Source organism: Micromonospora sp. NPDC049107, from assembly GCF_040648595.1.
Taxonomy (GTDB): domain Bacteria; phylum Actinomycetota; class Actinomycetes; order Mycobacteriales; family Micromonosporaceae; genus Micromonospora.
In genome coordinates this window covers 69,192-94,549 of sequence record NZ_JBEZEC010000007.1, presented here as the reverse complement: position 1 = coordinate 94,549, position 25,358 = coordinate 69,192, and the positions used below count along the sequence as shown (strand labels likewise).

Genomic DNA, 25,358 nt, shown 5'->3' with positions numbered 1-25,358 from the left:
CGTGGACCCCCTTCGGGCTGTCGGCGTCCGCTCAGCGGACGACCTTGACGTTGAAGATGGCGGTGTCGAGCCGGCCGTAGAGCCGCAGCCAGAGTGGCATCAGCATCTCGGTGCCCCGGGCCGTGGAGAGGTCACCGAGGTCGATGACGTCGGTGTGCCCGAAGCTGACGAGCAGGTCGGTGACGATGCGCTTCGCCTCCGCGTCGTCGCCGGAGACGAAGACGCTGTGGTCGCCGTCGGCGAGCTGGCGCGGACGCACCATCAGCTCCGCGGTGAGCGTGTTGAGCGACTTGACGACCTTGGCCTGCGGGAACTCCCGCTGGATCCGTTCGGCCAGGGAGTCGGTGTCATTGACCGTCAGAACGGGCGGGAAACCCGCGCTGAAGTCGAGCGGGTTGGCGATGTCGAGCAGGACCTTGCCGGCCAGGTTCGCCGCGCCGGCCGCGGTTAGTGCCGGCAGGGATCCGGTGCCACTGGTGGCGTTGACGACCAGTTCGGCGTCGGCCGCCGCCACGGCCATGGTCTCCAGGCCGACCTCGGGGTGCTCGGCGGCCCAGGCGGCGTAGGCGCCGGCCCGCGTGGCCGCGACGTCCCGGGTGCCGATGGTGACCTGGTGGCCCAGCTCCGCCGTGCGGGCCGCGATGGTCTGTCCCACCGAGCCGGTGCCGAGAACTGCGATGCGCATGTCGATCGATCCTCCACTCGGGCGCGGTGGCCTCGCGCCGACTGTCCGTAGGCTAACAGACAGGTCTGTCTACCGCTGTCCCTCATGGACGCTGGAATCGCGCCTGTCCCTCACTCCGTGTCGAGTTGCCCCGGATATGGGGATGCGGGGTCCGGGCTGCCGTGCGGCGCGGCGCCTATCCCTCGCCCCGTGACGAGTTGCCCTGAAGATGGGGCGGCGGGGGGTTGGGCTGCGGTGCGGCGGGGGAGGGGGCAGTTATCCCTCGTGCCGTGTCGAGCTGCCCGAAAAATGGGGCGGCGCGGGTTCGGCGCGGTAGGGCGCTTATCCCTTGTGCCGTGTCGAGCTGCCCCGGATATGGGGCGGCGGTCGAGCGCGCTGCGGCTGAAAAGGTTTCAGCCTCGACGGCTTGGCCTCGACGGCTTGGCCTCGACGGCTCAGCCCCATATCTGGGGCAGCTCGACAGGAGTCGAGGACACCGTCAGCCCCGGCGGCGGACCGACGAGCGGCAGCAGACCGAGCGGCAGCAGACCGAGCGGCAGCAGACCGAGCGGCAGCAGACCGAGCGGCAGCAGACCGAGCGGCAGCAGACGGAGCTGTCTGTAGACCGAGCTGTCTGTAAAATCGTGCCCGTCACCAGCAACGATGAGGGAGTGCCGATGCCCGTGCACCGCACGCCGGCCGGCTCGGCCCGGGAGCGGATCCTGGACACCGCGTTCCGGCTGTTCTATGCGCACGGGCCACGCGGCGTCGGGGTCGACACGGTCATCGCCGAGTCGGGCGTGGCCAAGGCGACGCTCTACAAGCACTTCCCGCGCAAGGACGACCTCGTGCTGGCGTACCTGGACCGGGTCGACCAGGCGTGGTTCGGCGCGCTGCGGGCGGCGGCCCGCGAGGCCGGCGACGAGCCGCGCGACCAGCTCGTCGGGATGTTCGACGCCCTCGTCAGTGCCTGTCGTCGGGACGGCTACCACGGTTGCGCCTTCATCAACACGGCCGCCGAGTCGCCCGCCGGCGGTCCGGTGCACGCCCGGACGGTGGAGCACAAGACGGTCGTCCGGGCCTGGGTGACCGAGCTGGCCCGCAAGGCCGGGGCGGCCGACCCGGAACTGCTCGCCCGGCAGCTCACCCTGCTGCTCGACGGTGGGCTCGCCGGCGGCGTGCTGGACGGCGATCCGGCGATCGCCGAGGCCGCGAAGCAGACCGCCCGCACACTCGTCGATGCCGCCCTCGACTGACTTCGTGCGCTCAGAACAGTTTGCGCAGGGCGGCGGCGATTTCGGAGACTTCCGTCAGGCGACTCTCCGCCACGCCGATGACGAGGTCGTACGCGACGTCCTGATCGGTCTCGTCGAGCTGGTCGATGCTGACGGTGCGGTTCTGCAACAGGAAGGCGACAGTCACGATCCAGCTAATCCGTTTGTTGCCGTCCACGAACGGGTGGTTGTTCGCCAGTGAGTGCAGCAGCGCTGCCGCTTTGGTCCAGAGATCGGGGTAGGCGTCTTCGCCGAAGACGCTCGTTCTCGGCCGAGCCACCGCCGACTCCACGAGGCCGGCGTCCCTGATCCCCACGCCGAGCTTGCGGGCGATGCCGGCCACATCGGCGAGCGTGGGGTATCGAACCTCTGCCATCACTCGGCCAGGCGCGCGAGCAGGGTGGCGTGTCGTTCGATGATCTCGTCGGCGAGGTCGCCGAACTCCTTGGCGTTCCGTCGCGCCAAGTAGTCGTCGATGGCGGTGACCACGACGGCGTGCATGGATCGGTCCTCCTCGTCCGCGACGAGACGGAGTCGCCGTTCGCGTTCGTCATCCAGCCGGAGGGTCATTGCCATCCGAATATGGTAGCAACAGTGCTACCAAGATCGGCTAGAGATCGTCGGCGGGGTGGGGGGCGACCAGGCCCTGTCGTACCCGGGCCGCGCACAGTTCGGCCAGCCGCTCGTACGCCGCCGCGCCGATCAGCGCGGTCAGCTCCGGGCCGTACGACAGGTACATCGGCTCGGCCCCGACGTGCGCGTCGGTCGACGAGGTGCACCACCAGTCGAGGTCGTGCCCACCGGCGCCCCAGCCCCGCCGGTCGAACTCGGACAGGGTGGAGACCAACACCTTGGTGTTGTCCGGACGCTTCACCCAGTCCTGGTCACGCCGGATGGGGAGCTGCCAGCAGACGTCCGGCTTGTATTCGAGCGGGTGCACCCCGTCGCGCAGCGCCTGGGCGTGCAGCGCGCAACCACCCCCGCCGACGAAGTCGGCGTCGTTGAGGAAGACGCACGGCCCGTCGGCGCCCTGGGTGGCGGTGCGGCGAGCGGGGTTCTTGCCGTCGATCGTGTCCTCGTCGGTCCAGTTCTTGAACCCGCGCTGGAAGTGCTGCCAGGTCGACGGGGTGAGCAGCTTGACGGCGCGGCGGACCCGCTTCTCGTCGTCCGGGTCGGTGAAGAACGCCCCGTGCGAGCAGCAGCCATCGGCGGCCCGGCCGGCGATGATGCCGTGGCAGCCCTGGCCGAAGATGCAGGTCCAGCGGGAGAGCAGCCAGGTCAGGTCGGCCCGGATCAGGTGGGTCTCGTCCGCCGGGTCGGCGAACTCGATCCACTCCCGGGGAAAGTCCAGCGGCACCTCACGGCTGCGCGGGTCCCCCGGGTCGTCCACCAGCACGCGGAGCTCCATCGTCACCCGGACCAGCGTACGCGTGGTGCCGTCCGCGGGCCGACGAGCCGCACGAACGTGTTGCACCTAGGGTCTTCACCATGCGACTGGGTGTCCTCGACGTCGGATCCAACACGGTGCACCTGCTGGTGGTCGACGCGCATCACGGCGCGCACCCCTGGCCGGCCCACTCGGAGAAGGTCGTCCTGCGTCTCGCCGAACAGATCGGTCCGGACGGGGCGTTGACCGAGGTGGGTGCGGACAGCCTGGTCAAGGCGGTCGGCATGGCCAGGGCGGCGGCGACCGGGCTGGAGGCCGACGACCTGATCGCGTTCGCCACCTCCGCGGTCCGCGACGCCACCAACGCGGCCGACGTGCTCGCCCGGGTCCGTGACGAGACCGGCGTACGCCTGGAGGTGCTCTCCGGCGCGGACGAGGCACGGATGACGTTCCTGGCGGTACGGCGCTGGTTCGGCTGGTCGGCGGGGCGTCTGCTGGTGCTCGACATCGGTGGCGGCTCCCTGGAGATCGCTGCCGGAATCGACGAGGACCCGGACGTGGCGGTCTCGCTGCCGCTGGGCGCCGGGCGTCTCACCCGCGAGCAACTGCGGGTCGACCCGGCCAGCACCACGCCGTCGTCCGCCGAGGCCGTCGCCAAGCTACGGGAGTACGTCGACAGCCGGCTGGACAAGGTGGTCGACCAGATGACCGAGGTGGGCTGGGACCGGGTGGCCGCCACCTCGAAGACGTTCCGCACCCTGGCGCGACTGGCCGGCGCGGCACCGTCCGGCGCCGGCCTCTGGGTGCACCGCAGGCTGACCCGTGCCGGCCTGCGGCAGATCATCGGCTTCATCCGGCACATGACGCCCGCGCAGTTGATGGAGTTGGAGGGCGTCGGCGCGGGCCGGGCCCACCAACTGTTGGCGGGCGCGGTGGTCGCCGAGGCGGTGATGCGCCGGCTCGACCTGGATGCCATGGACATCTGCCCGTGGGCCCTGCGCGAGGGGGTCATCCTCCGTCGGCTCGATCAACTCGAACCGATGTGACCGCCGCTGGGCCGCCGACGGGTTTGCCGATGCTCGTCCTGATGACCCCGTGACAGCCGGGCTAGGCTGGCTGGTGTGACGTCCCGAGTCCCCGTGCTCCTGTCCAGCTCGTCGGTCTTCCCCGAGCCGACCGCTGCGGCGTTTCAGCTGGCCGCGGCGCTCGGCTACGACGGCGTCGAGGTAATGGTGTGGACCGACGTCGTCAGCCAGGACGCGGGCGCGTTGCGCGGCCTGTCGGCGCACTACGGCGTTCCGGTGCTCTCGGTGCACGCGCCCTGTCTCCTGGTGACGCAGCGGGTGTGGAGCCCGGACCCGTGGCAGCGGTTGCGCAAGGCCGCCGAGCTGGCCGAGACGCTCGGTGCGCCGACGGTGGTGGTGCACCCGCCGTTCACCTGGCAGCGCGACTACGCGCGCGGGTTCGCCGAGGGGCTGGCCAGAGTCGAGGAGCGGTTCTCCGGGCTCCGCTTCGCCGTGGAGAACATGTACCCGGTGCGCATGGCGGGCCGGCAGTTCGTCCCGTACGTCCCCGGATGGGATCCCACCGACACCGGCTACCCGTCGTACACCCTGGATCTTTCCCACTGCGCGGCCTCGCACAGTGACCCCCTCGCGATGGCCGACCGGATGGGCGCGGGGCTCGCCCACGTGCACCTGGGCGACGGCACCGGCGAGGGCCGTGACGAGCACCTGGTGCCCGGGCGCGGCACCCAGCCCTGCGGGGAGCTGCTCTCCTCGCTGGCCGGCCGGGGCTTCACCGGCGCGGTGGCCGTCGAGGTGGCGACCCGGGGCGCGAAGAGCCGCGCGGTGCGCGAGGCGGACCTGCGGACTTCGCTCGAGTTCGCCCGCGAGCACCTCACCGCGCCGTCACCGGTCGACGTCTGACCGGTGGCCCCGGTCAGCTGACCGGGGTCAGCGACTCGGCGGTCGAGGTCGGCTGCGGGGCGACCGGCGCCTGCTCGCCGACCGCGGCCCGCTTGCGGGCCCGGTGCGCCGCCACGTGCGAGCGGGTGGCGCAGCGCTCAGAGCAGAACCGCCGGCAGCAGTTGGACGACGTGTCCAGGTAGACGTTGCCGCACCGCTCGTCGGCGCAGACCCCGAAGCGGGCGCTGCCGTACTCGCAGAGCCACACCGAGAGCCCCCAGACCGCGCCGGCCAGGTATTCGGCGCTGACCGAGGCACCCCGGCTGGTCACGTGCATGTGCCAGTCACTGGAGTCGTGCCCGGAGATGCGCGGCTGGACCGGGAACGCCTCCAACAGCGCGTTCAGCTCGGTCACCGCCTGGGCGTCGCGCCCCGAGGTGCCGTACTCGAAGACATCGCGCAACCGCTTCTGAGCCCGTCGGAAGATGGCGACGTCCCGGTCGGCGACCTCGTCGCGCATCCAGGCGTTGTCGTCGGGGAACAGGGCCCGCAGGTCGTCGAGGTCGTCCAGGCGGGCGTTGACCAGGTCAACGCCGGTCCGGGCGTACGCGTCGAAGTTCACACCCCCAACGGTAGACGACTCACGGGGCGCGTGGCGCGTCGATGTAGTGCGGTAGGAACCGCGCGTAGCCGTCGGTGATCAGACTCGCGCTCTCGCGGACTCCCAACCCGGCCGACTCGCCGTCGACGATCCAGCTACCCAACACCGTCCGGTTGCCGTCGAACTGCGGCAGCGCCCGAAACTCCTGGTAGCACCAGCCCTCGTCGCCGTAGATCCCCGGGTTGGTGATCTCCTCGGCGGCGGTGACGATGCGTACCGAGCCGCCCTCGCGGCCGAGCAGGGGCTTGGCCACGTACTCGGGCATGCCGCGCGGCGAGTCGAGGTACGCCGGAAGCAGGAACTCGTGACCCGGGTACAGCTCCCAGAGGATCGCGAGCAGCGCCTTGTTGGACAGCAGCAGCTTCCAGGCCGGCTCGATCCAGGTGGTCGGGGTGCCCGGGGCCAGCGCCGGCGGCCCGTACGGCTCGGCGAGCATCCACTCCCACGGGTAGAGCTTGAAGCAGGTGGTCACCGGGCGGTCGGCGGCGTCGACGAAGCGCCGGCCTTCCCAGCCGATCTCCTGAATGGGTTGCAGCGCGACGTCCAGGCCGGCCTGCCGGGCGGTCTCGGCGAGGTAGCCGGCGGTCATGTGGTCCTCGCCCGACTCCTCCTCGTTCGACCAGAGCACGTGCACCCGGGGGTCGTGCAGCCCGGCGCCGATCTTGGCCCAGGCGCCGACCAGCCGCTCGTGCAGGCTGTTCCACTGGTCCAGGTCGGGGCGGGTCTGCTCCAGCCAGTACCACTGGACGATGCTCGCCTCGACGAGCGCCGTCGGGGTGTCCGCGTTGTACTCCAGCATCTTCGGCGGCCAGGTGCCGTCGTACGCCAGGTCGAATCGCCCGTAGAGGGTGGGCGGCGCCTCGCGCAGGGACCGGGCCACCGCCTCCGCGGCCCACTCCGGGATGCCGAACTCGGCGTACCGGCGCTGGGCCACCACGTACTCAGCGGCGGCCACCGACATCCGGTGCAGCTCCTCGGTGGCCTCTTCCAGCCGCAGCACCTCGTCCAGGTCGAAGGCGTACGCGGCGGTCTCGTCCCAGTACGACATGATCCCGCCGTCGGGCAGTTCGGTGTCGACGTACACCAGGCCCTGGGCCCGGATGGTGGCGTCCCAGTCGGGCCGGGGCGTCACGGCCTCGCGCCGCACGTCAGCCGCCGCAGGAGGCGAGGTGGGTGCCGAACCCGCCGCGCTCGGGCAGGGCGGCGGTCGTCGGCTCGCCGCCGGTCCGCCCCGCGGTGGGGGCGGACACCCGCATCCCCAGCGCGACCGTGCCACCGCCACCGACCGGCCCGAGGGCGCAGTCGTCATCGTCGTCGTCGGAGGTCATGTTGCAGCCGGAGAGGGCGAGCGCGAGAGCGGTGAGCGCGCCGAGCTGCACGGAGGCCGACCGGAGCCGGCGGTGGGGGCTTTGGTTCACGGCATCGTTGTAGCCGATCGACGCCAGCGCCGCAGCCCCAGGCAAGGAAGGGCACCTTGTTAACGGAATCTGTTGTACAAGGGGCCCTTCCTTACACAAGCGCCGCAGGCGCAGCCGCCGCCGGGCGGGGCTCCTGGCAGGGGCGATACGCTCGGCTCATGCTCCGTTCCGTCATCCTCGCCGCCTCCCGGTCATCCCAGGTCGAGCGGCTCGTCGCGACCGCCCCGTACACCCGGGACGTCGTCCGCCGGTTCGTCGCCGGCGCCGCCACCGACGACGCGTTGCGCGCGACCCGCGGGCTCGTCGACGACGGGCTGGCCGTCACCCTCGACCACCTGGGCGAGGACACCGTCACCCCCGAGCAGGCCACGGCCACCCGGGACGAGTACCTGAAGCTGCTGTCGATGCTCTCCGGGGCCGGGCTCACGCCGGCCGCCGAGGTGAGCGTGAAGCTTTCCGCGCTGGGCCAGATGTTCGACGAACAGTTGGCGTACGACAACGTGCGGGCGATCTGCGCTGCCGCCGACAAGGCGGGCACCACCGTCACGCTGGACATGGAGGACCACACCACCACCGACTCGACGTTGGAGGTGCTGGCGAAGCTGCGCAAGGACTTCCCGTCGACGGGGGCGGTGCTCCAGGCGTACCTGCGGCGGACCGAGTCGGACTGCCGGGAGCTGTCCTCGGCCGGGTCGCGGGTGCGCCTGTGCAAGGGCGCCTACAAGGAGCCGGAGTCGGTGGCCTACCAGTCGGCCCGCGAGGTGGACAAGTCCTACGTCCGCTGCATGAACATCCTGATGTCCGGCGACGGGTACCCGATGCTGGCGACGCACGACCCGCGGATGATCTCGATCGGCGAGGACCGGGCGCGCTGGTTCGACCGGGGGCCGGAGCGCTTCGAGTTCCAGATGCTCTACGGCATCCGTCCCGAGGAGCAGGCCCGGCTGGCCGGCGAGGGCTACACGGTGCGCACGTACGTCCCGTACGGCGACGAGTGGTACGGCTACCTGATGCGTCGGCTCGCCGAGCGCCCGGCGAACCTGGTCTTCTTCGGCCGCGCCCTGATCTCCAAGAAGTAACCGTCGCTTGACGCGCCCGGCTAGCGGAGTTAGCTTTCAGGCTATGACAGCTAGCCGGGTGTGTGTCGGTGCCTAGGGCCGGGCTCAACCAGCAGGCCGTGGTGCGCGAGGCCGCCCGGCTCGCCGACGAGGTCGGCTACGAACAGCTCACCCTCGCCGCGCTCGCCAGCCGACTCGGCGTCGCGCTGCCCAGCCTCTACAAGCACATCCGTGGGGCCGACGCGCTCAACCAGAAGCTCGCCGCGCTCGCCACCGCCGAGCTGGCGACCGAGCTGACCACTGCCGCCGCCGGCCGGGCCGGGGGGGACGCCCTGCGCGCGATGGCCGACGCCTACCGCGCGTACGCCCGCCGGCACCCCGGGCGCTACCCAACCACCCAGCGGGTGCCCGACCCGTCCGACCCGGAGCACGTCGAGGCCGGCGAACGCGCGGTGGGCGCCATCTTCGCGGTGCTGCGCGGCTACGGGCTCACCGGCGACGACGCGGTGGACGCGACCCGCGCCCTGCGCAGCGCCCTGCACGGCTTCATCGCCCTGGAGGCCGCCGGCGGCTTCGGTCTGCCCCGCGAGGTCGACCGGTCGTACCACCAGTTGGTCGCCGGGCTGGACACCGCGTTCCGCTCGTGGCCGGCTCGCGGGGCCTGACCCGACCGATCGGACCGGGTCGGCCTCGCCCGATTCGCCGATTGGTCGTACCCTTCGGCGGGTGACTGACGGGGTGCAGCAGCCAGCACCGCGGCGGCTCTGGCCGCTGTGGACCGTACTCGTCGTTGTCGTCCTGCTGCTGGGCTGCGGTCTTCCGGCGGTGCTGGTGGTTGGGGCCATCCGGGAGGCTGCCGGCCGGGCCACGCTCAGCCGGGCCGGGGCCACCGCCACCGACGACCCGGCCACCGCCGTCGCACGGGGGTTGTCCGACCGGATGACCGCACAGCTCCGGCAGCAGTCCACGGCGTTGCTCGGCGGCGACCGCACCGCCTTCCTCGCCATCGCCGATCCGGCCGCGCACGCCGACCTGCGCCGCCGATTCGCCGCCCTGCGCGCCCTCAAGGTGACCGTCTGGCGGGCCGAGCCGAGTGGTCTGCCCACGCCGGTCGTCGGCAGGCCGGGGGAGTGGCGGCTACTGGTGCGCTTCCAGTACTGCTTCGTCGTGGCGGACTGCCGACCGAGTCCGGTGCTGATCGGCACCCGCTGGCGGGAGAACGGCGACACGCCCCGACTGGTCGCCGTCGAGGAGTCCAAGTCCGTCGAGACCGGCACCCGGCCGTGGGAGATCAGCGACCTGGTCGTGGCGGTCGGCGCGCGGACCATCGTCGCCACCACACCCGCGCTGCGCGGCAAGCTGCCCGCCCTGCTCACCCAGGCCGAGGCGGCGGCGAAGGTCGCCGACACGTACGTCGTGACGGGCTCGCCCCCGGACCGCTACCGGATCTTCTACGCCGGCCGCAACGAGTGGCAGCGCTGGTACGGCGGCGGGCGGCCACAGTGGACCGGCGGTTACGCGGTGACGGTCGGTGGCGGCCACCACGAGGTGGTGCTCAACGCCGACGGGCTGCCCGGCAGCGGCGCCGATGACCTGCTCCGGCACGAGCTGACCCACGCCGCGTCGCTGCCCGAGCGCGGATACCCGGGCAAGACGACGTGGTGGCTCGTCGAAGGGCTGGCCGAGTTCTCGGGTTCCGGCGGTCGGCCGGTCGACCGGTACGAAGGGCTCGCTGAGGTGCGCAAACTGGTCCAGGGCGGTTGGGACGGCCGGTTGGAGGGCGTCACGCCGACCGACGACGCGCCCGCCGACCGGGTCGGCGGCAGCTACGGCGTTGGTTACCTCGCCGTCCGCCACCTCGTCGACCGGTTCGGGCCGGAGCGGCTGTTGACGTTCTTCAAGGCCGTGGTGCACGACCGTGCGACGCTCGCGGCCGCCGCCGACGAGGCGTTCGGCGAGGACTGGTCGACGTTGCACGACGAGTGCGTGGCGTACGTCCGCGCGACCGCCGGCTAGCTGCTCGATCCACGGTGCGGCGGGGCATCCGACCCGCCGCTGTTGTTCACCAGTCGGTGGCGAGCGAGACCCGAGGAGCGAGGGAACCATTGGAGGCTCCCGGGTGCATCCAGAGGATCCCGGTCGAGTTCGTCGTCCGGCGGACGTGGGTACGTCCGGGTGGGCGGCAGCAGTGAACCAGCCTGGCCGCCTGCGCGGAACGACGTGTGTCACGCAGAGATGCCCCTTTGGAACTCACTGCGTTGGATTTGCCGGTCCGACCTCGGTCATTCGTTATCTTCCTGTGACCATTGGTGCGGAGCCGACGTGAAACATTGATCGCGCCACGGGGGTGCGCGACGTAACACCCTGCGTGTTTTTCCGGATCTCGCAGAGGTGAGGGTGCAATGGTCGGGCACGGGGGATTACGTTTGGTCACAGGGCCCAGACGTCTGGTGGCGCTTACTGCGGCGACGTCGCTGATGGCCAGCCTGCTGACCGGGACGCCAGCGGTCGCGAAGCCCGATGACGGCGGCCTGTCCAAGCTGCCGCCCATGTCGCCCGGGCGATCCGTGACCGGCGTCAAGCCGTTGCCCACGCACTTCGTTACCCCACCTGACCAGGCGAAGTCGACCCATCGACCGTCGCGGACGGCATGGCCGAAGGCCGCGTCGGCCACGGTGGAGCTGGTCGGCTCGGCTTCGGCGACCCGCACCGCGGCACCGGGGAGCACCCGTGCCGCGGGCACCCCGGTCTGGGTGGCGCCGGTCGCGAAGGGTGGTCGTTACGCCGGACCCCGGCAGATGCGGGTCCAGATCGCGGACCGGGCGACCACCGAGGCCGCCGGCGTGGACGGCGTATTGCTGTCGCTGACTCCGACGGACAGTGAACGCGCCAGCGGTTCCGTGCATGTCGGCGTCGACTATGCCGAGTTCACCGAGGCGTACGGCGGCAACTACGGGTCCCGTCTTCGGCTCGTGCAACTGCCGGCATGTGCGCTCACCACGCCCTCGCTCGCCGCCTGCCGGACGCCGATCCGGGTGCCTTCCACGAACGATCAGGCGGCCAAGTCGGTGTCGGCCGAGGTGCCGCTGACGACTGTCGGCGGCGACAGTCGCTCGGCCGCCCCGGCGATGGTCCTCGCCGCCGTCGCCGGTGTTGGCGAGCAGGGCGGCACGGGCGGCAACTACGCGGCGACCGACCTGAAGCCGTCCGGCTCGTGGAGCGCGGGTGGCAGTACCGGCTCCTTCACCTACTCGTACCCGTTGACCGTGCCGCCGACCCGGTCGAAGCTCGTGCCGCAACTGGCTCTCTCCTACGACTCCGCAAGTGTCGACGGCCAGACCGTGGCCACCAACGCGCAGGCGTCGTGGGTCGGCGACGGTTGGACCACCCCGAAGTCGTACGTCGAGCAGACCTTCGTCTCCTGCTCGGACGACCCGGGTGGCAGCCCGTCGCCGGTCAAGACGAACGACCGGTGCTACGCCGGCCCGATCCTCACCATCGCGTTGAACGGATCGTCGAGTTCGCTCATCTGGGACTCCGCCAAGGACACCTGGAAGGTGCAGAACGACACCGGTGCCGTGGTCACCCGGGTAATGAACTCGGGCAACGGCAGCGGTACCGAGGACACCGACTACTGGCGGGTGACCGAACGGGACGGCACGGTCTACGAGTTCGGTCGCAACCGCCTGCCCGGGTGGACCACCAACAAGCCCGAGACCAAGTCGGTCGACTACGTCCCGGTCTACTCGGCGCACTCGGGCGACCCCTGTTACGACTCGGCAGGCTTCAGCTCGTCGGTCTGCACGATGGCGTACCGGTGGAACCTCGACTACGTCAAGGACGTCCACGGCAATGCGATGGCCTACTACTACAACCAGGCCACCAACTACTACGGGCGCAACGAGGGCGCCACGGACGTGATGTACATCCGGGACAGCAACCTGGCCCGGATCGACTACGGCTTCCGTGACAACGGCGCGTACGGCATCGTCCCCAACCAGGTGGTGTTCAACACCGACGACCGTTGCCTGTCGGGCACCTGCAAGCCGTTGAACGAGGCGAACAAGGCGAACTGGCCGGACGTTCCGTTCGACCTCGTCTGCAACTCCGGCACCGACTGCAAGGCGTGGAGCCCGTCCTTCTTCTCCACCGTGCGGTTGGCCTCGATCGAGACCCAGCAGTACGACACCAGCACCACTCCGTACAAGAAGGTCGATTCCTACGCCCTCGCGCACACGATGCCGGCGACAGGTGACGGCACCGCGCCGACGCTGTGGCTGACGTCGATCACCCGTACCGGGCGTGACACCACCTCCGGCGGCTCGACCAGCGCCATCACCCTGCCCTCGGTGTCGTTCACCGGCATTAAGCTCCCCAACCGCGTGGAGGTCAGGAGCGGCTACCCCTCGTTCTACCGGCAGCGCATCGCGACGATCACCACCGAGACCGGCTCGGTCGTCTCGCCCAGCTACGAGCTGCCCGAACCCTGCACGACGCCGGTTACGATCAGTCCCGCCACCAACACCAAGTCCTGCTACCCGGTCTACTGGACCCCGGAGGGGTTGCCGGACCAGATCCGCGACTGGTTCAACAAGTACGCCGTCACCCGGGTCACCTCGACCGACCCGACCGGCGGTGCGCCAGCCACCTCCACCAGTTACCAATACCTCGACGGCGCTGCCTGGCACTACGACGACAACGAGGTGGTCAAGGCCAAGTACCGCACCTACGGCCAGTTCCGTGGGTACGGCAAGGTCCGGGTACGCAACGGTGACGGCGTGAACGACCCCCGCACGTTGGCCGAGACCACCTACTACCGGGGCATGAGCAAGAACAACAGCACCGCGGTCGCCACCGTCACCGACAGCGCGGGAGGGGTCCACGAGGACGTCGACCAGCTCGCTGGTCGTGCTCTGGAGACCACCTCGTACCTGGGCGACGGCGGCCCGGTCGACAGCTCGACGGTCACCTCGTACTGGGTTTCGGACGCGACCGCGACCCGGAGCCGCACCGGACTCCCGGACCTGACCGCGACGTTCACCGCGCCGGTGCAGACGTGGCGGCGGCAGGCCGTCACCTCCGGCGCCAGCACCACCTGGCGGTACAGCCAGTCCGACATGTCGTACGACTCGTCGATCAGCTCGCCGACCTTCGGGCTGTTGCAACACTCGTACGACCACACTGTGCCGGCGAATCCCACCTACGACCGGTGTACGAGCACGACGTACGCCGCGGCCAACACCGGTCTCAACCTGGTCGGCCTGACCAGCCAGATCGAGACGGTGTCGGTGGCCTGCGCCGGCTTCCGCGCCGGCTCGCCGGCCTCGGTGCCGGGCAGCACCAACACGCTGGCCGCCCCGACCACGGTCAGCCGGCCGGCGCAGGTCGTCTCGCACGTTCGGACCTACTACGACGACACGCAGTTCGCGGAGGCGTTTCCGCAGGCCGCCCCGACGCGGGGCAACGTCACGATGGTTCGCAAGGCGTCCGACTGGGTCTCCGGTGCGTACGTCTACCAGACCACCGACAAGGCCGAGTTCGACGCGTACGGGCGGGTGACCGGAAGCTGGGACGGTAACGGCAACAAGACCATCACCACCTACACCGACAATACGGCCGGTCTGACCACCGGCATGAAGTTGGAGAACGCGGAGGGTCACGCCACCTCCACGACCATCACCACGCTGCGCAATCTGCCCACGAGCAGCACCGACGCCAACGGGGTGGTCACCAGCACCCAGTACGACGCGCTCGGTCGGTTGACGGCGGTCTGGCTGGCGTCCCGGCCCACGAGCGCGCTGGCGAACGTGAAGCACAGCTACGCGGTGTCGAACACCGGGGTGACCGCCACGACGACCGAAACCCTCAACAAGAACAACTCGTACCGGACCTCGACCACCATCTACGACGCCCTCTACCGGGTGCGGCAGACCCAGTCGGACACGAACCCGGGTGGTCGGATGATCTCCGACTCGTTCTACGACAGTCGGGGTTGGGTGCGGGCGACCTACAACGGCTGGTGGGACGCCTCCACCGGGCCGAACACCACGCCGTCGTACACGGACTCGTTGGTCAAGAAGGCCCTGAACCAGACCTACAACACCTACGACGGGCTCGGCCGGGTCATCCTGGCCGAGAGCGCACGCGACGGCGTGGTGAAATCGTCGACCAGGACCGTGTACAACGGGGACCGCACGACGGTCATCCCGCCGACCGGCGGCACCGTCACCGCGACCGTCAACGACCCGATGGGCCGGCTGGAGAAGCAACTCCAGTACACGGCCGCGCCGGCGCTGGTGTCGCCGAGTAACTCCTTCACCGGCCTGTACCGCTTGACCGGCGGTACCACGGTAGACAGCAGCTACGGGTACGACGGCCACGGCAACCAGTCGACCCTGACCGACAGTGCCGGCAACGTGTGGACCACCACGTACAACCTGCTGGGTCGGGTGACCGGCAAGGACGACCCGGACGCCGGCACCAGCAGCATGCGCTATGACGGCGCCGGCAACGTCATCGAGTCGACGGACGGCCGTGGCAAGACCACCTCGGCCACCTTCGACAAGATCAACCGTCGCACGGCGAGCTTCGCCGCGCCGACGTCGGCGCAGTCGGCCAGCAACAAGCTGGCCGCCTGGGTGTACGACAACGACAACAACGCGGCGTCGATCACGAACGCGATCGGCAAGCTGACCACCGCGACCGCCTTCCGCAACGGCGCCGAGTACAGCACCCAGTGGATCAACTTCGACTCCTTCGGCAACTCGAAGGGCGAGACGATCACCATTCCCGCCGTCGAGGGGGCGCTCGGCAACACGTACGCGTTCGGGCACACCTACTCGGCAACGATCGGAATCCCCCTCACCGACACCTATCCGGCGCGCGGCAACCTGCCTGCCGAAACCGTTATCCGTAGCTACAGCGGAATCCTGGACCTGCCGACCGTCACCGCGGGGCTGGCCGGCTACAGCGCGTCCGCGGACTACGACGCCTGGGGTCGGATCACCCGCAACGTGGTCGGCCTCCCGCCGAGCGTGGCCTCCATCGTCAACATCTACGACGATCACAACGGGCGGCTGAATCAGCAACTGGTGACCAAGACGACGACCACGACCACGGACGTCGACAAGCAGAGCTACGAGTACGACACGTACGGCAACATCACGAAGACGGTCAACACCCGTTACGAGCCGACGACGGTCTCCGAGACGGAGTGCTACCGGTACGACGCACTGCGGCGGCTCACCAAGGCGTGGACGGCGACCGACGGTTGCGCCGTCGCGCCGACCGTCGGTAACCGGGCCATGGTCGGCAGCGGCATCGGCGCCACCAGCGCCTACTGGACCGAGTGGAGCGTCGACCCGCTCGGCAACCGGAGCAGCCAGACCCAGTACTCACTGACCGGGGGTAACGACACCACCACCGGCTACACCTACGACGGCAACGCCAAGGGCCAGCCGCACACGTTGACGAGCACCACCACCACCGGTGGGCTCACCGGCAGCACGTCGTACGGCTACGACGACGCGGGCAACATGACCACCCGCAAGGCCGGACAGGGCACCCAGACCCTGAACTGGGACGACGCGGGTGAGTTGGCGTCGGTGACCGGCGGCACGGACGGCAACAGCTCTTTCCTGTACGACGCCGACGGCAACCTGCTGATCCAGAAGGACCCGGGGGTCACCACCCTCTACCTGCCCGGTCAGCAGATCACCCTCAACACCAATACCCAGGCGCTCAGCGGCACCCGCTACTACCCGCTGCCGAGCGGCGCGATGGCCTACCGCACGGGTAGTGGCAACGCGTACGGGTTCACCATCCCCGACCACCAGGGCACGCCCAGCCTCTACCTGAACAACACGGCCCAGGTGCCGACCTGGCGGCAGTACACCCCGTACGGCGCGCCGCGCGGCTCCACCGTCACGGCACCGGACAACCGCGGCTTCCTCAACCAGCCACTCAACACGAACACCGGCCTGACCCAGGTCAGCGCCCGCAACTACGACCCGAGCATCGGTCGGTTCGTCTCGGTGGACCCGTTGCAGGACCCGGCCGATCCGCAGCAGTGGAATGGTTACTCCTACGCCAACAACTCCCCGGTCACGATGAGCGACCCGGACGGTCTGATCCCCGCCGACTGCCGGGAGTACGACTGCCGCGGTTACGACCCGCGTCCGCTGAAGGAGGGCGACGGTCGGGGTGCCGGCGGCTGCCCGGGTGGCTGCGGCACCGATGCGAACATCGCGTGGGGCGACGCGAACGGCAAGACGAGCACCAGGGACCGGAAGCGGGAGCATCCCCGAGTCCTCGGAAAAGTGATCGTGGTGCCCGAAACGGTGCCGCTGGAGGAGTTCGCCCGCCGGTGGAACGATCAGCGTGCCGAGTGGCTTTCGGCGTCGGCCTTCAGCAACGACCTACTCGAGGCGCAGGACGAGCGCGCGCTCGCCATGAACATCTGCCACGACATGGGACGGCCGGGCGGCTGCCAGGAGTGGATCGAGCAGCTCTACAGCCCGTACGTCGACATCTTGGCAGCGACCTTGCCAGCAGACGAGATGTTCCAGAGCGGTGCGATCGGCGCGGCCAACGCGGCGGCCCGTACGGGACTACAGGGTGGGCGTCCTGGTCGCGGCGGTGGCTGTAACTGCGGCTGCATGAGCTTCAGCGGTGAAACCGAAGTCCTGATGGCCGATGGCGCCACCAAGCGACTGGATGAGTTGGAGGCCGGAGACGAGGTGATGGCGGCGGACCCGGAGACCGGTGAGCAGGGTCCCCGAGTCATCACTCATGTCTGGGTCCACCAGGACGATCTCATCGAGCTCCAGCTGGTTGGCGCGGTGATCACCACGACCGAGGATCATCCGTTCTGGAACCAGACAGACCGGGAGTGGCAGCGGGCTGACGAGCTCGACGCGGGCGACCTCGTGTTGTCATCGGACGGCCGAACCCGATTGGCGGTGGGCCTCCGCCCCGACACTGTCCACGCCGCCCTCGCTTACAACCTAACCGTTGATGGCATCCACACGTACTATGTGCTCGCCGGCAAAACCCCGGTCCTCGTGCACAACACAGGACCATGCACTCCGGACCTGACTGCGCTGTCGCAAAGCGGGCAGCGGGCCGCTAAGGGTGGTAGGACGGCGGCAGGTCGGGCGTATCAAAAGCACATGGATCGTGGTGAATTGGATGCCGTTCCTGGTGCGCAGTTGGATGAGGCAGGCCAGAATCTCTTGGACGACATTCTGACAAACCCGGCGACGACAAGCTCTCCAGTCACTAGCGGAGGTTTTCGGGGCGGGACGAGGTACACAATGCCGGGGCCAACAGGCCAGCGAGGTTTTGGTGCTACCTTTGATCAGAATGGCGCATTCCAATACTTTGGGCGGTATTAATGGACAAGATCATCCTCCCGTGGGATCTTGCTGCTGGGCAGCCAAGAGCTTTCGATGTGCTCGCTGCAAAGGTGGTCGGCCAAAATGTTTCGGCCGTCGGCTATCAGCCTGTATCTGGTGGCGAGTGGCCGAATGGGCATCGTCACGACACTGTTCATGAGATTGACATGGCGCTCAAGTTCTCCCTGGAGGGGGGAGGGTCACTCGTGGTGCGCTGGGAAATGCAAGGGCTAAACGAAGGGCTGGGTGTTGGTCTCTTGACGGATTCTCTTGCCGGGGAGTTTGGCAGCGTCGACTTCCTCGACGTAAGCGCAACGCCGGAGTGGCGGCCGTTGCTTGGAGAGACAATCGCGAATATAGTGGGCGCTTTTCACGTTCCTAACGAAGGATGCCCGGAAGCGCTTTGGTCAATGCGCTTCGACTTTTCCCATGGCCGGTCGGCTGTCGTCGCGCTCGGCGAAATGAGTGGTGATGACCTCGGGTATCTGCCAGATGGCCTGGTGGCAATATTTGACGAAACGGAAGCCAGGGCATTCACAGTTGGATCTAGCGCTCAATCGGCGTGGGGTGAGTTTTAAGGAGGGGATTTCACAAAGTCTGGTCCTCCATCTGACGCCATTTCCAAGATCAAGTGCAGGCTTCTCCAGCGTTGTTGATGCACCCGCTCGTAACATGATCTGGTAGTCAGCGCGAAGGTGGCCGGGCTGGCGTTCGCCGCGAACGTGTGCCGATGGTTGACGGCGTCTGCGTCGGTTGCTGTCGACGTTGATGTCAACGGATCATTGATATACATGGACATTGCTATAGTGACGGACTGTAACGTCTGAGCGCCTGTTGAACATGGCTGGCGCTGCCCCTTCATTTCGATCGGTACGGCGGTCGATTTCGAAGCCAGAGCCTCAGTCAGTTGAGTCGGCTGCACCTGCTGCTCGGCCGCTAAGGTTGCCACGGCCAGCCCCATAGGATGAGTGGATGCGCAGCCCCGACCTGCCGAGGCCCGCAAGCGCCACGCGGCCCCGCCTGCTCATCGCCCTGACCGCCGTCGCCGTCCTCACCGCCACCACCGCCGCGTCCTGCGGTGACGACCAACCGCCGGTCGCGCTCGCCTCGGCCGCCCGTAACCCGGTCAGCGAGGTGATCGACGCTCCGGCGACGGTGACGGCCCGCGCCGCCGCCAGCCTCACCTCGCCCGCCGACGGCACCCTGGCCAGCCTGCGGGTCCAGCCTGGACAGCGGGTGAAGCGCGGTCAGGTGCTCGCGGTGGTCGCGTCCCCGTCGGCCCAGGCCCGGCTGCGCCAGGCGAAGGAGGCGCTGGACGCCGCGAAGCGCGCCGGCCGGGGCGTCTCCACCGGCAACCTGACCAGCAGCCGGCGGGGCACCGACAAGGCCGCCGACGAGGCGTTCGACGCCGCTCGCAAGGCCGCCGAGAAGATTGCCGACCAGCAGTTGCGGGACGCGCTGCTGGCCCAGGTGACGTCCGCCCAGCGGCAGTACGCCGCCGCCGCGCAGAGCGCCGACGAGGCCGTCCGCGCGGTGCAGCGGGGGATCAGCGGGTTGAACTCCGCCGTCGGCTCGCTGTCCGCGGCGCAACGGCTACAGGCCCAGCAGGCGTACGACCTGGCCAAGGCGACCGTCGACGCGTTGACCCTGCGCGCCCCCATCGGCGGGGTGGTGCAGCCGGGCGGCACCCGGGCCGGCGGTGGCCCGAGCGGCGGCCTGGCCGGGCTGTTGGAACAGGCCGGTGGGGCCGGGATCGACCCGTCGGCCCTGTCACCGGCGCAGGGCGGCCCGCCGGCCGGCGTCGACGACGCCGTCGTGGTCGGCGGTCAGGTCACCGCCGGCACGCCCGTGCTGACCATCGTGGACACCGGGCAGCTCGGACTGCTCGCCGACGTCGACGAGACCGACGTGCTGCTGGTCAAGCCCGGCGTGACCGCCACCGTCGAGCTGGACGCCGTGACCGGAGCCAGCTACGACGCCACGGTCCGCTCGGTCGACGTGCTCCCCACCAGCTCCGCGCAGGGCGGGGTCACCTATCGGGTACGCCTCGCGCTGGGCGCGGGAAGGCTGGCCGAGGACGAGCCCGCCCCCACGCCCCGTCCCGGCATGAACGCGATCGTGCACCTGCGCGTACGGGAGGCGGCCGACGCGGTGACCGTCCCCGCCTCGGCCGTCTTCTCCGCCGACGGTCGGGACGCCGTGTGGGTGGTCCGCGACGGAAAGGCCGACCGCGCGCCGGTGACCGTGGGCGTCCAGGGGTCCGACCTGGTGCAGATCCTCAACGGCGTCCAGGCCGGCGACCGCATCGTGGTGCGCGGCACCGACCAGGTGCGCGACGGTCAGGAGGTGCGGTGAGCGACACCCCGCCGGCAATCGAGGCGGTGGACGTGTCGCGCACGTACCAGCTCGACGGGGTGTCGGTCGAGGCGCTGCGCGGGGTCTCGCTGACCGTGCAGCCGGGGGACTACGTGGCGCTGGTGGGGCCGTCCGGCTCCGGCAAGTCCACGCTCATGCACCTGCTGGGCGGTCTCGACCGGCCGACCGGTGGACGGTTGGTGATCGGCGGGCGGGACGTCAACACCCTCTCGCCGCCGGAGATGGCCGCCCTGCGCAACGAGACGATCGGCTTCGTGTTCCAGGCGTTCCACCTGCTGCCGCGTACGTCGGCGGTGGAGAACGTGGCGTTGCCGCTGGTCTATCGGGGGGTGTCGGCCCGGCAGCGCCGGGAGCGGGCGGCGGCGATGCTGGGCCGGGTCGGTCTCGGGCACCGGCTGGACCACCGGCCCAACCAGATGTCCGGTGGCGAGCAGCAGCGGGTCGCCATCGCCCGCGCGCTGGTCACCGAGCCGACGGTGCTGCTGGCCGACGAGCCGACCGGCAACCTGGACAGTGTGACCGGCGCGGCCGTCCTGGAACTGTTGGAGCGGTTGAACGCGGAGTCCGGGGTGGCGCTGGTGATGGTCACCCACGACCAGGAGGTGGCGGCGCGGGCCGCCCGCCGGATCACCATGCGCGACGGTGTGGTGGTGGCGGACAGCGCCGACGTCCTTCATGATCGACCGCCGTCCGTCGATCACGGTCGACCTGAGACACTGGTGCCCGCTCCCAGCGCGGAGCCCCGGTCCGTGTCCGGAAACGGCCCGGGGCACCCGTCCGGTGGCTCCGGTGGCGCCGCCGGAGCCACCGGACGCCTTCCGCTCGACCCCGGCCCAAACCGCGACGAGCCCGAGGACGGTGCGGCGTGAGGGTCGCCGAGGCGTGGCGGGTCGCGCTGGACGCGTTGCGCGCCAATCGGCTGCGCAGCTCGCTCACCATGCTCGGCGTGATCATCGGGGTCGCGTCGGTGGTGTTGCTGGTCGCCATCGGCACCGGCACGAAGCAGAAGGTGGAGCAGCAGGTCGAGGGGCTCGGCTCCAACCTGCTGCTGGTGGTCCCCGGCAAGATCGAGGTGGGCACCGCGCCGGTGGTCTCGCCGTTGACGCTCAAGGACGCCGAGGCGGTCTCCCGCGTCGTCGGCGATCCCCAGCGGGTCGCGGTCACCGTCGCCTCGGGGGCGACCGCGCGGGCCGGCGCGCGCTCGGACTTCACCACCGTCCAGGGCGTGCTGGAGACCACGCCGACGGTGTTCACCCGCTCGTTGGCCCGGGGCCGCTATCTCACCGGCACGGACGTGGACACCAGCCGGCGGGTCGCGGTGCTCGGCGACTCGGTGGCCCGCGCGTTGTTCCCCGACCGCGATCCGCTGGGCCAGCAGGTGACCCTCGCCGGCGTACGGTTCCGGGTCATCGGCGTGTTCGCGCCCCTCGGGCAGAGTCTCGGCGTCGACCGGGACGACGAGGTGCACGTACCGGTGACCGCCGCGCAGCGCCTCTGGGGCACCCAGCGGGTGGACGGCATCGCCGTCAAGGCGCCCGACCGGGAACGGATCGACGAGCTGGGCGAACGCATCGTCGCGGAGCTGAACCGCCGGCACCCGGACACCGAGTTCAGCGCGGTCACGCAGCAGCAGATCCTCGGTGTGCTCGGCGACATCCTCGGCGTACTCACCGGTGTGCTCGCCGCCATCGCCGGCATCTCGCTGCTCGTCGGCGGCGTCGGCGTCTCCAACATCATGCTGGTCAGCGTCCGCGAGCGGACCCGGGAGATCGGGCTGCGCAAGGCCGTCGGCGCCCGACCCCGCGACATCGGCGTGCAGTTCCTGCTGGAGGCGGTGCTGCTCACCACCATCGGCGGGCTGACCGGGATGGCGCTGGGCGTGGGTACCGCCCTGCTGGTGGACGCGTTGTCACCGATCCCCGCCGCGATCACGTGGTGGTCGCTGGCGCTGGCCTTCGGTGTGTCGGCGGCGGTGGGGATCGTCTTCGGCGTGGTTCCCGCGCAGCGCGCCGGCCGGCTCGACCCGGTGGTGGCGCTGCGCGCCGAGTGAGCAACCGTGGTGGCGCTGCGCGCCGAGTGAGCAACCGTGGTGGCGCTGCGTGCCGAGTGAGCAACCGGACGACGGACGCAGCCGGGGAGATAACGGCCGGTCGGATCGGGTGAACCGACCACCGAAACATGATCAGTTGTACGAAGGGATCGCGCCGGTCACAGCGGCCCCGCTACCGTACTGGTAACACGCGCGTCGCCGCCCGGCCCGGAGCATCCGTCGGGTTGGCCCGCGCCGGGCATGGGATGGGTCGGTGAGCCATGGCCGGGTCGCAGTCCGACGGACGGCTGTCGGAGGTCAAGTTCCTGACCGTCGCGGAGGTGGCGACGGTCATGCGGGTGTCGAAGATGACGGTCTATCGTCTCGTGCACAGCGGTGAGCTGACCGCGGTCCGGGTGGGCCGGTCGTTCCGGGTGCCCGAGCACGCGGTGCACGAATACCTGCGAGGCGCCTTTCAGGAAACCGCCTGAGCCACCGGACGGCCGATTGAGCGCCCCCTAGGCGTCATGGACGGGGGCGCGTTGGTCCTGCTGAGGCTCTGCGGCTACCCTGGAGCGCGACCGAGACCCTGCCGGTGCGCCCCGCCGCCCAGACTGGTCCGGTCCGTTGTCCGCATGCGGTCTCCGTCGTCACCTGCGTGGTGTCATCCGGTCCGCCCCGCACGTTGTATCGAAAGGCTGTCGTATGGGCTCGGTGGTCAAGAAGCGCCGTAAGCGCATGGCTAAGAAGAAGCACCGCAAGCTGCTGCGTAAGACCCGCGTCCAGCGTCGCCGTCTCGGCAAGTGACCGGCGCCGGGCTCTGCCCGGCAGCGTCGCTTGCCAAACTGTCGACCTCCGGAGGCTCAGGTGATCAGGCCGTGGTCGTCCCGGCTCGATCCCGCCTGTCGGGGTAGGTGCGTCAGATGACCCCCGGTAGCACCCCAGGTGCTCCGGGGGTCGTCGTCGTGACCGGGGTCGGTCGTTACCTGGGCGCCCACGTGGCGGCCCGACTGGCCGCCGATCCGCGTATCGAGCGGGTCATCGGTGTGGACGCGCCGGAGTCGGCCGCCGAGTTCACCGATCTGCTGGACCGGGTCGAGCGGATCCGTGTCGACCCGGCTTCGCTCGGTGGGCTCCTCGCCGATCTGGACGTCGACGCGGTGGTCCACCTCGCGTTGGTCAGCTCTCCCGACCGGCAGCACGGTGGCCGGTCGGCCATGAAGGACCAGAACGTCATCGGGACCATGCAGCTCCTCGCCGCCTGCCAGCGGGCGCCCCGCCTCCGCAAGCTCGTGGTCCGGTCGTCGACCGCCGCGTACGGGGTGTCGTTCCGCGACCCGGCGGTGTTCACCGAGGAGACCGAGCCGCGCGAGGTGCCGCGCGGCGGTTTCGGCCGCGACATCCTCGACGTCGAGGGGTACGTCCGAGGTTTCCGTCGCCGTCGGGCCGACGTGACCGCGACGGTGCTGCGTTTCGCCCCGTTCATCGGTTCGACCGCCGACACGACCCTGACGCGCTACTTCGCGCAGCCGTTCGTGCCGACCGTGTTCGGCCGCGATCCCCGGCTGCAGTTCCTGCACTTCGACGACGCGTTGGAGGTGCTGCACCGGTCGATCGTGGAAGACCATCCGGGCACCTACAACGTCGCCGGTCCGGGCGTGCTGTCGCTGTCCCAGGCGATCCGGCGGGCCGGGCGGGTGGCCGTGCCGGTGCTCGAGCCGGGGCTGTCCGGCGCGGCGGCGCTGGCCCGCACCATGGGGGTCGGCCGCTACGGCCTCGACCAGGTCGATCTCTTCGTGCACGGCCGGGTCGTCGACACCACGCGCCTTGAGCAGGAGTACGGCTTCACGCCGCGCTCCACGGCCGAGGCGTTCGAGGACTTCATCCGCGCCCACCACGGTAGGGCGGTGCTCAGCCGGGGGCAGTTGGCCGCCGCCGAACAGTTGGTTCTGGACGGCATCCGGCAGGTCCGTGCCGCGGTTCGGGAGCGCACATCGTGACCGGGCAGGGGCAGGACCCGCAGGGGATCGGGCGGTTCGACGTACCGCTGGTTCCGCCCGTGCCGGATGCGGAGCCGGCGCGGCGCAACGGCCACCGCCCGGCGGCCCGGCTCGCGCCCACCGCGACACCCGCTGACGAGGTCGACACGCCGACCGACGGCCCGGCGGGTACGTCCGCCGACGAGGTCGACACCGGCGCCACCGACGAGCCGGCCAGCGGAAACCCGCCCGCCTCCGGTGGCACCGCGCCGACGCCCGGCGGCACAAGCCTGCCGGCTTCCGGCGGTGGCACAAGCGCGCCGGCTTCCGGCGGTGGCACCGCGCCAGCGGTGGCGGATCGGCCCGGGGACCAGTGGGACCGCCGGGTCGCCAACGGCCTGGCGTTCCTGCGTCGACGGTTGGCCGGGGACTACGAGGTCGACGAGTTCGGTTTCGACCCGGAGTTGACCGACGCGGTCTTTCACCCGTTGCTGCGGCTGCTCTACCGGGACTGGTTCCGTACCGAGGTCAGCGGGGTGGAGCACGTACCCGGCGACGGGCCCGCCCTGGTGGTCGGCAACCACTCCGGCACCGTGGCGTTGGACGCGTTGATCCTGTCGGCGGCCCTGCACGACAAGCATCCGGCCCGCCGCTACCTGCGCCTGCTCGGCGCCGACCTGGTGTTTCGGATGCCGGTGGTGTCGGAGATCGCCCGCAAGACCGGCGGCACGGTGGCCTGCAACCCGGACGCCGAGCGGCTACTCGGCGGTGGCGAGCTGGTCGGCGTGTTCCCCGAGGGGTTCAAGGGCATCGGCAAGCTCTACGCGGACCGGTACAAGCTGCAACGGTTCGGTCGGGGCGGCTTCGTCTCGGCCGCGCTGCGCACCGGCACCCCGATCGTTCCGGTCGCCATCGTCGGCGGCGAGGAGATCTATCCGATGCTCGCCGACATCAAACCCCTCGCGCGACTGCTCAAGCTCCCGTACTTCCCGGTCACGCCGACCTTTCCGTGGCTCGGGCCGCTGGGGATGGTGCCGCTGCCCAGCAAGTGGCTGATCGAGTTCTGCCCACCGATCCCCACCGCCCACCTGACCGATTCGGCGGACGATCCGCTGGTCGTCTTCAACCTCGCCGACCAGGTGCGGGAGACCATCCAGCAGACCCTGCACACGCTGCTGGAACGGCGACCCGATCCGTTCGGCCCCTGACG

General features: G+C 70.1%; 23 protein-coding genes. 15 read left to right on the top strand and 8 right to left on the bottom strand.

Annotation, left to right across the window (positions count from 1 at the left end; genetic code table 11):
• Positions 1-31: 31 nt before the first annotated feature.
• The gene (locus tag AB0B55_RS18305) at positions 32-685 is read right to left on the bottom strand and encodes an NAD(P)-binding domain-containing protein (RefSeq protein WP_357129129.1); all 654 of its coding nucleotides are present in this window, start codon (positions 683-685) and stop codon (positions 32-34) included.
• Positions 686-1,119: 434 nt separating this feature from the next.
• The gene (locus AB0B55_RS18300) at positions 1,120-1,353 is read right to left on the bottom strand and encodes a hypothetical protein (protein WP_357172362.1); all 234 of its coding nucleotides are present in this window, start codon (positions 1,351-1,353) and stop codon (positions 1,120-1,122) included.
• Here AB0B55_RS18300 and AB0B55_RS18295 point away from each other — a divergent pair.
• Positions 1,342-1,920, top strand: coding sequence for a TetR/AcrR family transcriptional regulator (locus AB0B55_RS18295; protein ID WP_357172359.1), 579 nt, complete (start codon positions 1,342-1,344; stop codon positions 1,918-1,920). The genes AB0B55_RS18300 and AB0B55_RS18295 overlap by 12 nt on opposite strands.
• Positions 1,921-1,930: 10 nt before the next feature.
• On the opposite strand, the gene AB0B55_RS18290 is transcribed toward AB0B55_RS18295, so the two are convergent.
• Genes AB0B55_RS18290 through AB0B55_RS18280 form a run of 3 tightly spaced genes read right to left on the bottom strand, consistent with a single transcriptional unit; the run spans position 1,931 to position 3,346 of the window.
• A complete protein-coding gene (locus tag AB0B55_RS18290; protein ID WP_357129134.1) occupies positions 1,931-2,281 on the bottom strand; it encodes a type II toxin-antitoxin system death-on-curing family toxin in 351 nt (116 codons plus the stop codon).
• Positions 2,282-2,313: 32 nt separating this feature from the next.
• Entirely contained in the window at positions 2,314-2,514 is a 201-nt protein-coding gene (locus tag AB0B55_RS18285; RefSeq protein ID WP_355050827.1) for a hypothetical protein, read from the bottom strand.
• Between the two features lie 34 nt (positions 2,515-2,548).
• Positions 2,549-3,346 (bottom strand): hypothetical protein, encoded by a 798-nt coding sequence (locus tag AB0B55_RS18280; protein WP_357129255.1) that lies wholly within the window; start codon positions 3,344-3,346, stop codon positions 2,549-2,551.
• 80 nt (positions 3,347-3,426) lie between these two features.
• On the opposite strand from AB0B55_RS18280, the gene AB0B55_RS18275 reads away from it, so the two are divergent.
• Both AB0B55_RS18275 and AB0B55_RS18270 read left to right on the top strand, forming a co-directional pair.
• Complete coding sequence (locus AB0B55_RS18275; protein ID WP_357129137.1) at positions 3,427-4,371, top strand: Ppx/GppA phosphatase family protein; 945 nt, start codon at positions 3,427-3,429, stop codon at positions 4,369-4,371.
• Positions 4,372-4,446: 75 nt separating this feature from the next.
• The gene (locus AB0B55_RS18270) at positions 4,447-5,253 is read left to right on the top strand and encodes a sugar phosphate isomerase/epimerase (RefSeq protein ID WP_357129140.1); all 807 of its coding nucleotides are present in this window, start codon (positions 4,447-4,449) and stop codon (positions 5,251-5,253) included.
• A gap of 13 nt (positions 5,254-5,266) precedes the next feature.
• On the opposite strand, the gene AB0B55_RS18265 is transcribed toward AB0B55_RS18270, so the two are convergent.
• From AB0B55_RS18265 to AB0B55_RS18255, 3 genes are read right to left on the bottom strand one after another with little or no spacing between them, the layout of a single operon-like run.
• Complete coding sequence (locus AB0B55_RS18265; RefSeq protein WP_357129143.1) at positions 5,267-5,854, bottom strand: CGNR zinc finger domain-containing protein; 588 nt, start codon at positions 5,852-5,854, stop codon at positions 5,267-5,269.
• Between the two features lie 19 nt (positions 5,855-5,873).
• Entirely contained in the window at positions 5,874-7,040 is a 1,167-nt protein-coding gene (locus tag AB0B55_RS18260; protein ID WP_357172356.1) for a glutathionylspermidine synthase family protein, read from the bottom strand.
• A 1-nt stretch (position 7,041) separates the two neighbouring features.
• Positions 7,042-7,311, bottom strand: coding sequence for a hypothetical protein (locus tag AB0B55_RS18255; RefSeq protein WP_357172353.1), 270 nt, complete (start codon positions 7,309-7,311; stop codon positions 7,042-7,044).
• Positions 7,312-7,469: 158 nt separating this feature from the next.
• Between AB0B55_RS18255 and AB0B55_RS18250 the strand changes: the two genes are divergently transcribed.
• The 12 genes from AB0B55_RS18250 to AB0B55_RS18195 all read left to right on the top strand — a co-directional run bounded on the left by AB0B55_RS18250 (position 7,470) and on the right by AB0B55_RS18195 (position 25,356).
• Positions 7,470-8,390, top strand: a complete 921-nt coding sequence (locus AB0B55_RS18250) for a proline dehydrogenase family protein (RefSeq protein WP_355050821.1) — start codon at positions 7,470-7,472, stop codon at positions 8,388-8,390.
• Positions 8,391-8,458: 68 nt separating this feature from the next.
• Complete coding sequence (locus tag AB0B55_RS18245) at positions 8,459-9,034, top strand: WHG domain-containing protein (protein ID WP_357129152.1); 576 nt, start codon at positions 8,459-8,461, stop codon at positions 9,032-9,034.
• Between the two features lie 61 nt (positions 9,035-9,095).
• Positions 9,096-10,385, top strand: coding sequence for a hypothetical protein (locus AB0B55_RS18240; protein ID WP_357172351.1), 1,290 nt, complete (start codon positions 9,096-9,098; stop codon positions 10,383-10,385).
• 434 nt (positions 10,386-10,819) lie between these two features.
• Positions 10,820-17,764, top strand: coding sequence for an RHS repeat-associated core domain-containing protein (locus AB0B55_RS18235; protein ID WP_357172348.1), 6,945 nt, complete (start codon positions 10,820-10,822; stop codon positions 17,762-17,764).
• On the top strand, positions 17,764-18,342 hold the full coding sequence (locus tag AB0B55_RS18230) for a hypothetical protein (RefSeq protein ID WP_357172345.1): 579 nt from the start codon (positions 17,764-17,766) through the stop codon (positions 18,340-18,342). Before AB0B55_RS18235 ends, AB0B55_RS18230 begins: the two co-directional genes overlap by 1 nt.
• A gap of 394 nt (positions 18,343-18,736) precedes the next feature.
• Positions 18,737-20,119, top strand: coding sequence for an efflux RND transporter periplasmic adaptor subunit (locus AB0B55_RS18225; protein WP_357172342.1), 1,383 nt, complete (start codon positions 18,737-18,739; stop codon positions 20,117-20,119).
• Positions 20,116-21,009, top strand: coding sequence for an ABC transporter ATP-binding protein (locus AB0B55_RS18220; protein ID WP_357129167.1), 894 nt, complete (start codon positions 20,116-20,118; stop codon positions 21,007-21,009). The genes AB0B55_RS18225 and AB0B55_RS18220 overlap by 4 nt, the downstream gene beginning before the upstream one ends.
• Positions 21,006-22,190 carry an ABC transporter permease gene (locus AB0B55_RS18215; protein WP_357129170.1) on the top strand — a complete coding sequence of 395 codons (1,185 nt, stop codon included), beginning with the start codon at positions 21,006-21,008 and terminating at the stop codon, positions 22,188-22,190. The genes AB0B55_RS18220 and AB0B55_RS18215 overlap by 4 nt, the downstream gene beginning before the upstream one ends.
• A gap of 260 nt (positions 22,191-22,450) precedes the next feature.
• Complete coding sequence (locus tag AB0B55_RS18210; RefSeq protein ID WP_007465625.1) at positions 22,451-22,660, top strand: helix-turn-helix domain-containing protein; 210 nt, start codon at positions 22,451-22,453, stop codon at positions 22,658-22,660.
• Positions 22,661-22,874: 214 nt separating this feature from the next.
• Complete coding sequence (locus AB0B55_RS18205) at positions 22,875-22,976, top strand: AURKAIP1/COX24 domain-containing protein (RefSeq protein ID WP_007465623.1); 102 nt, start codon at positions 22,875-22,877, stop codon at positions 22,974-22,976.
• 116 nt (positions 22,977-23,092) lie between these two features.
• A complete protein-coding gene (locus tag AB0B55_RS18200; RefSeq protein WP_357172339.1) occupies positions 23,093-24,169 on the top strand; it encodes an NAD-dependent epimerase/dehydratase family protein in 1,077 nt (358 codons plus the stop codon).
• A gap of 329 nt (positions 24,170-24,498) precedes the next feature.
• Positions 24,499-25,356: a lysophospholipid acyltransferase family protein gene (locus AB0B55_RS18195; protein ID WP_357172768.1), complete on the top strand. Its 858-nt coding sequence runs from the start codon at positions 24,499-24,501 to the stop codon at positions 25,354-25,356.
• The last annotated feature ends 2 nt before the right edge of the window (positions 25,357-25,358 follow it).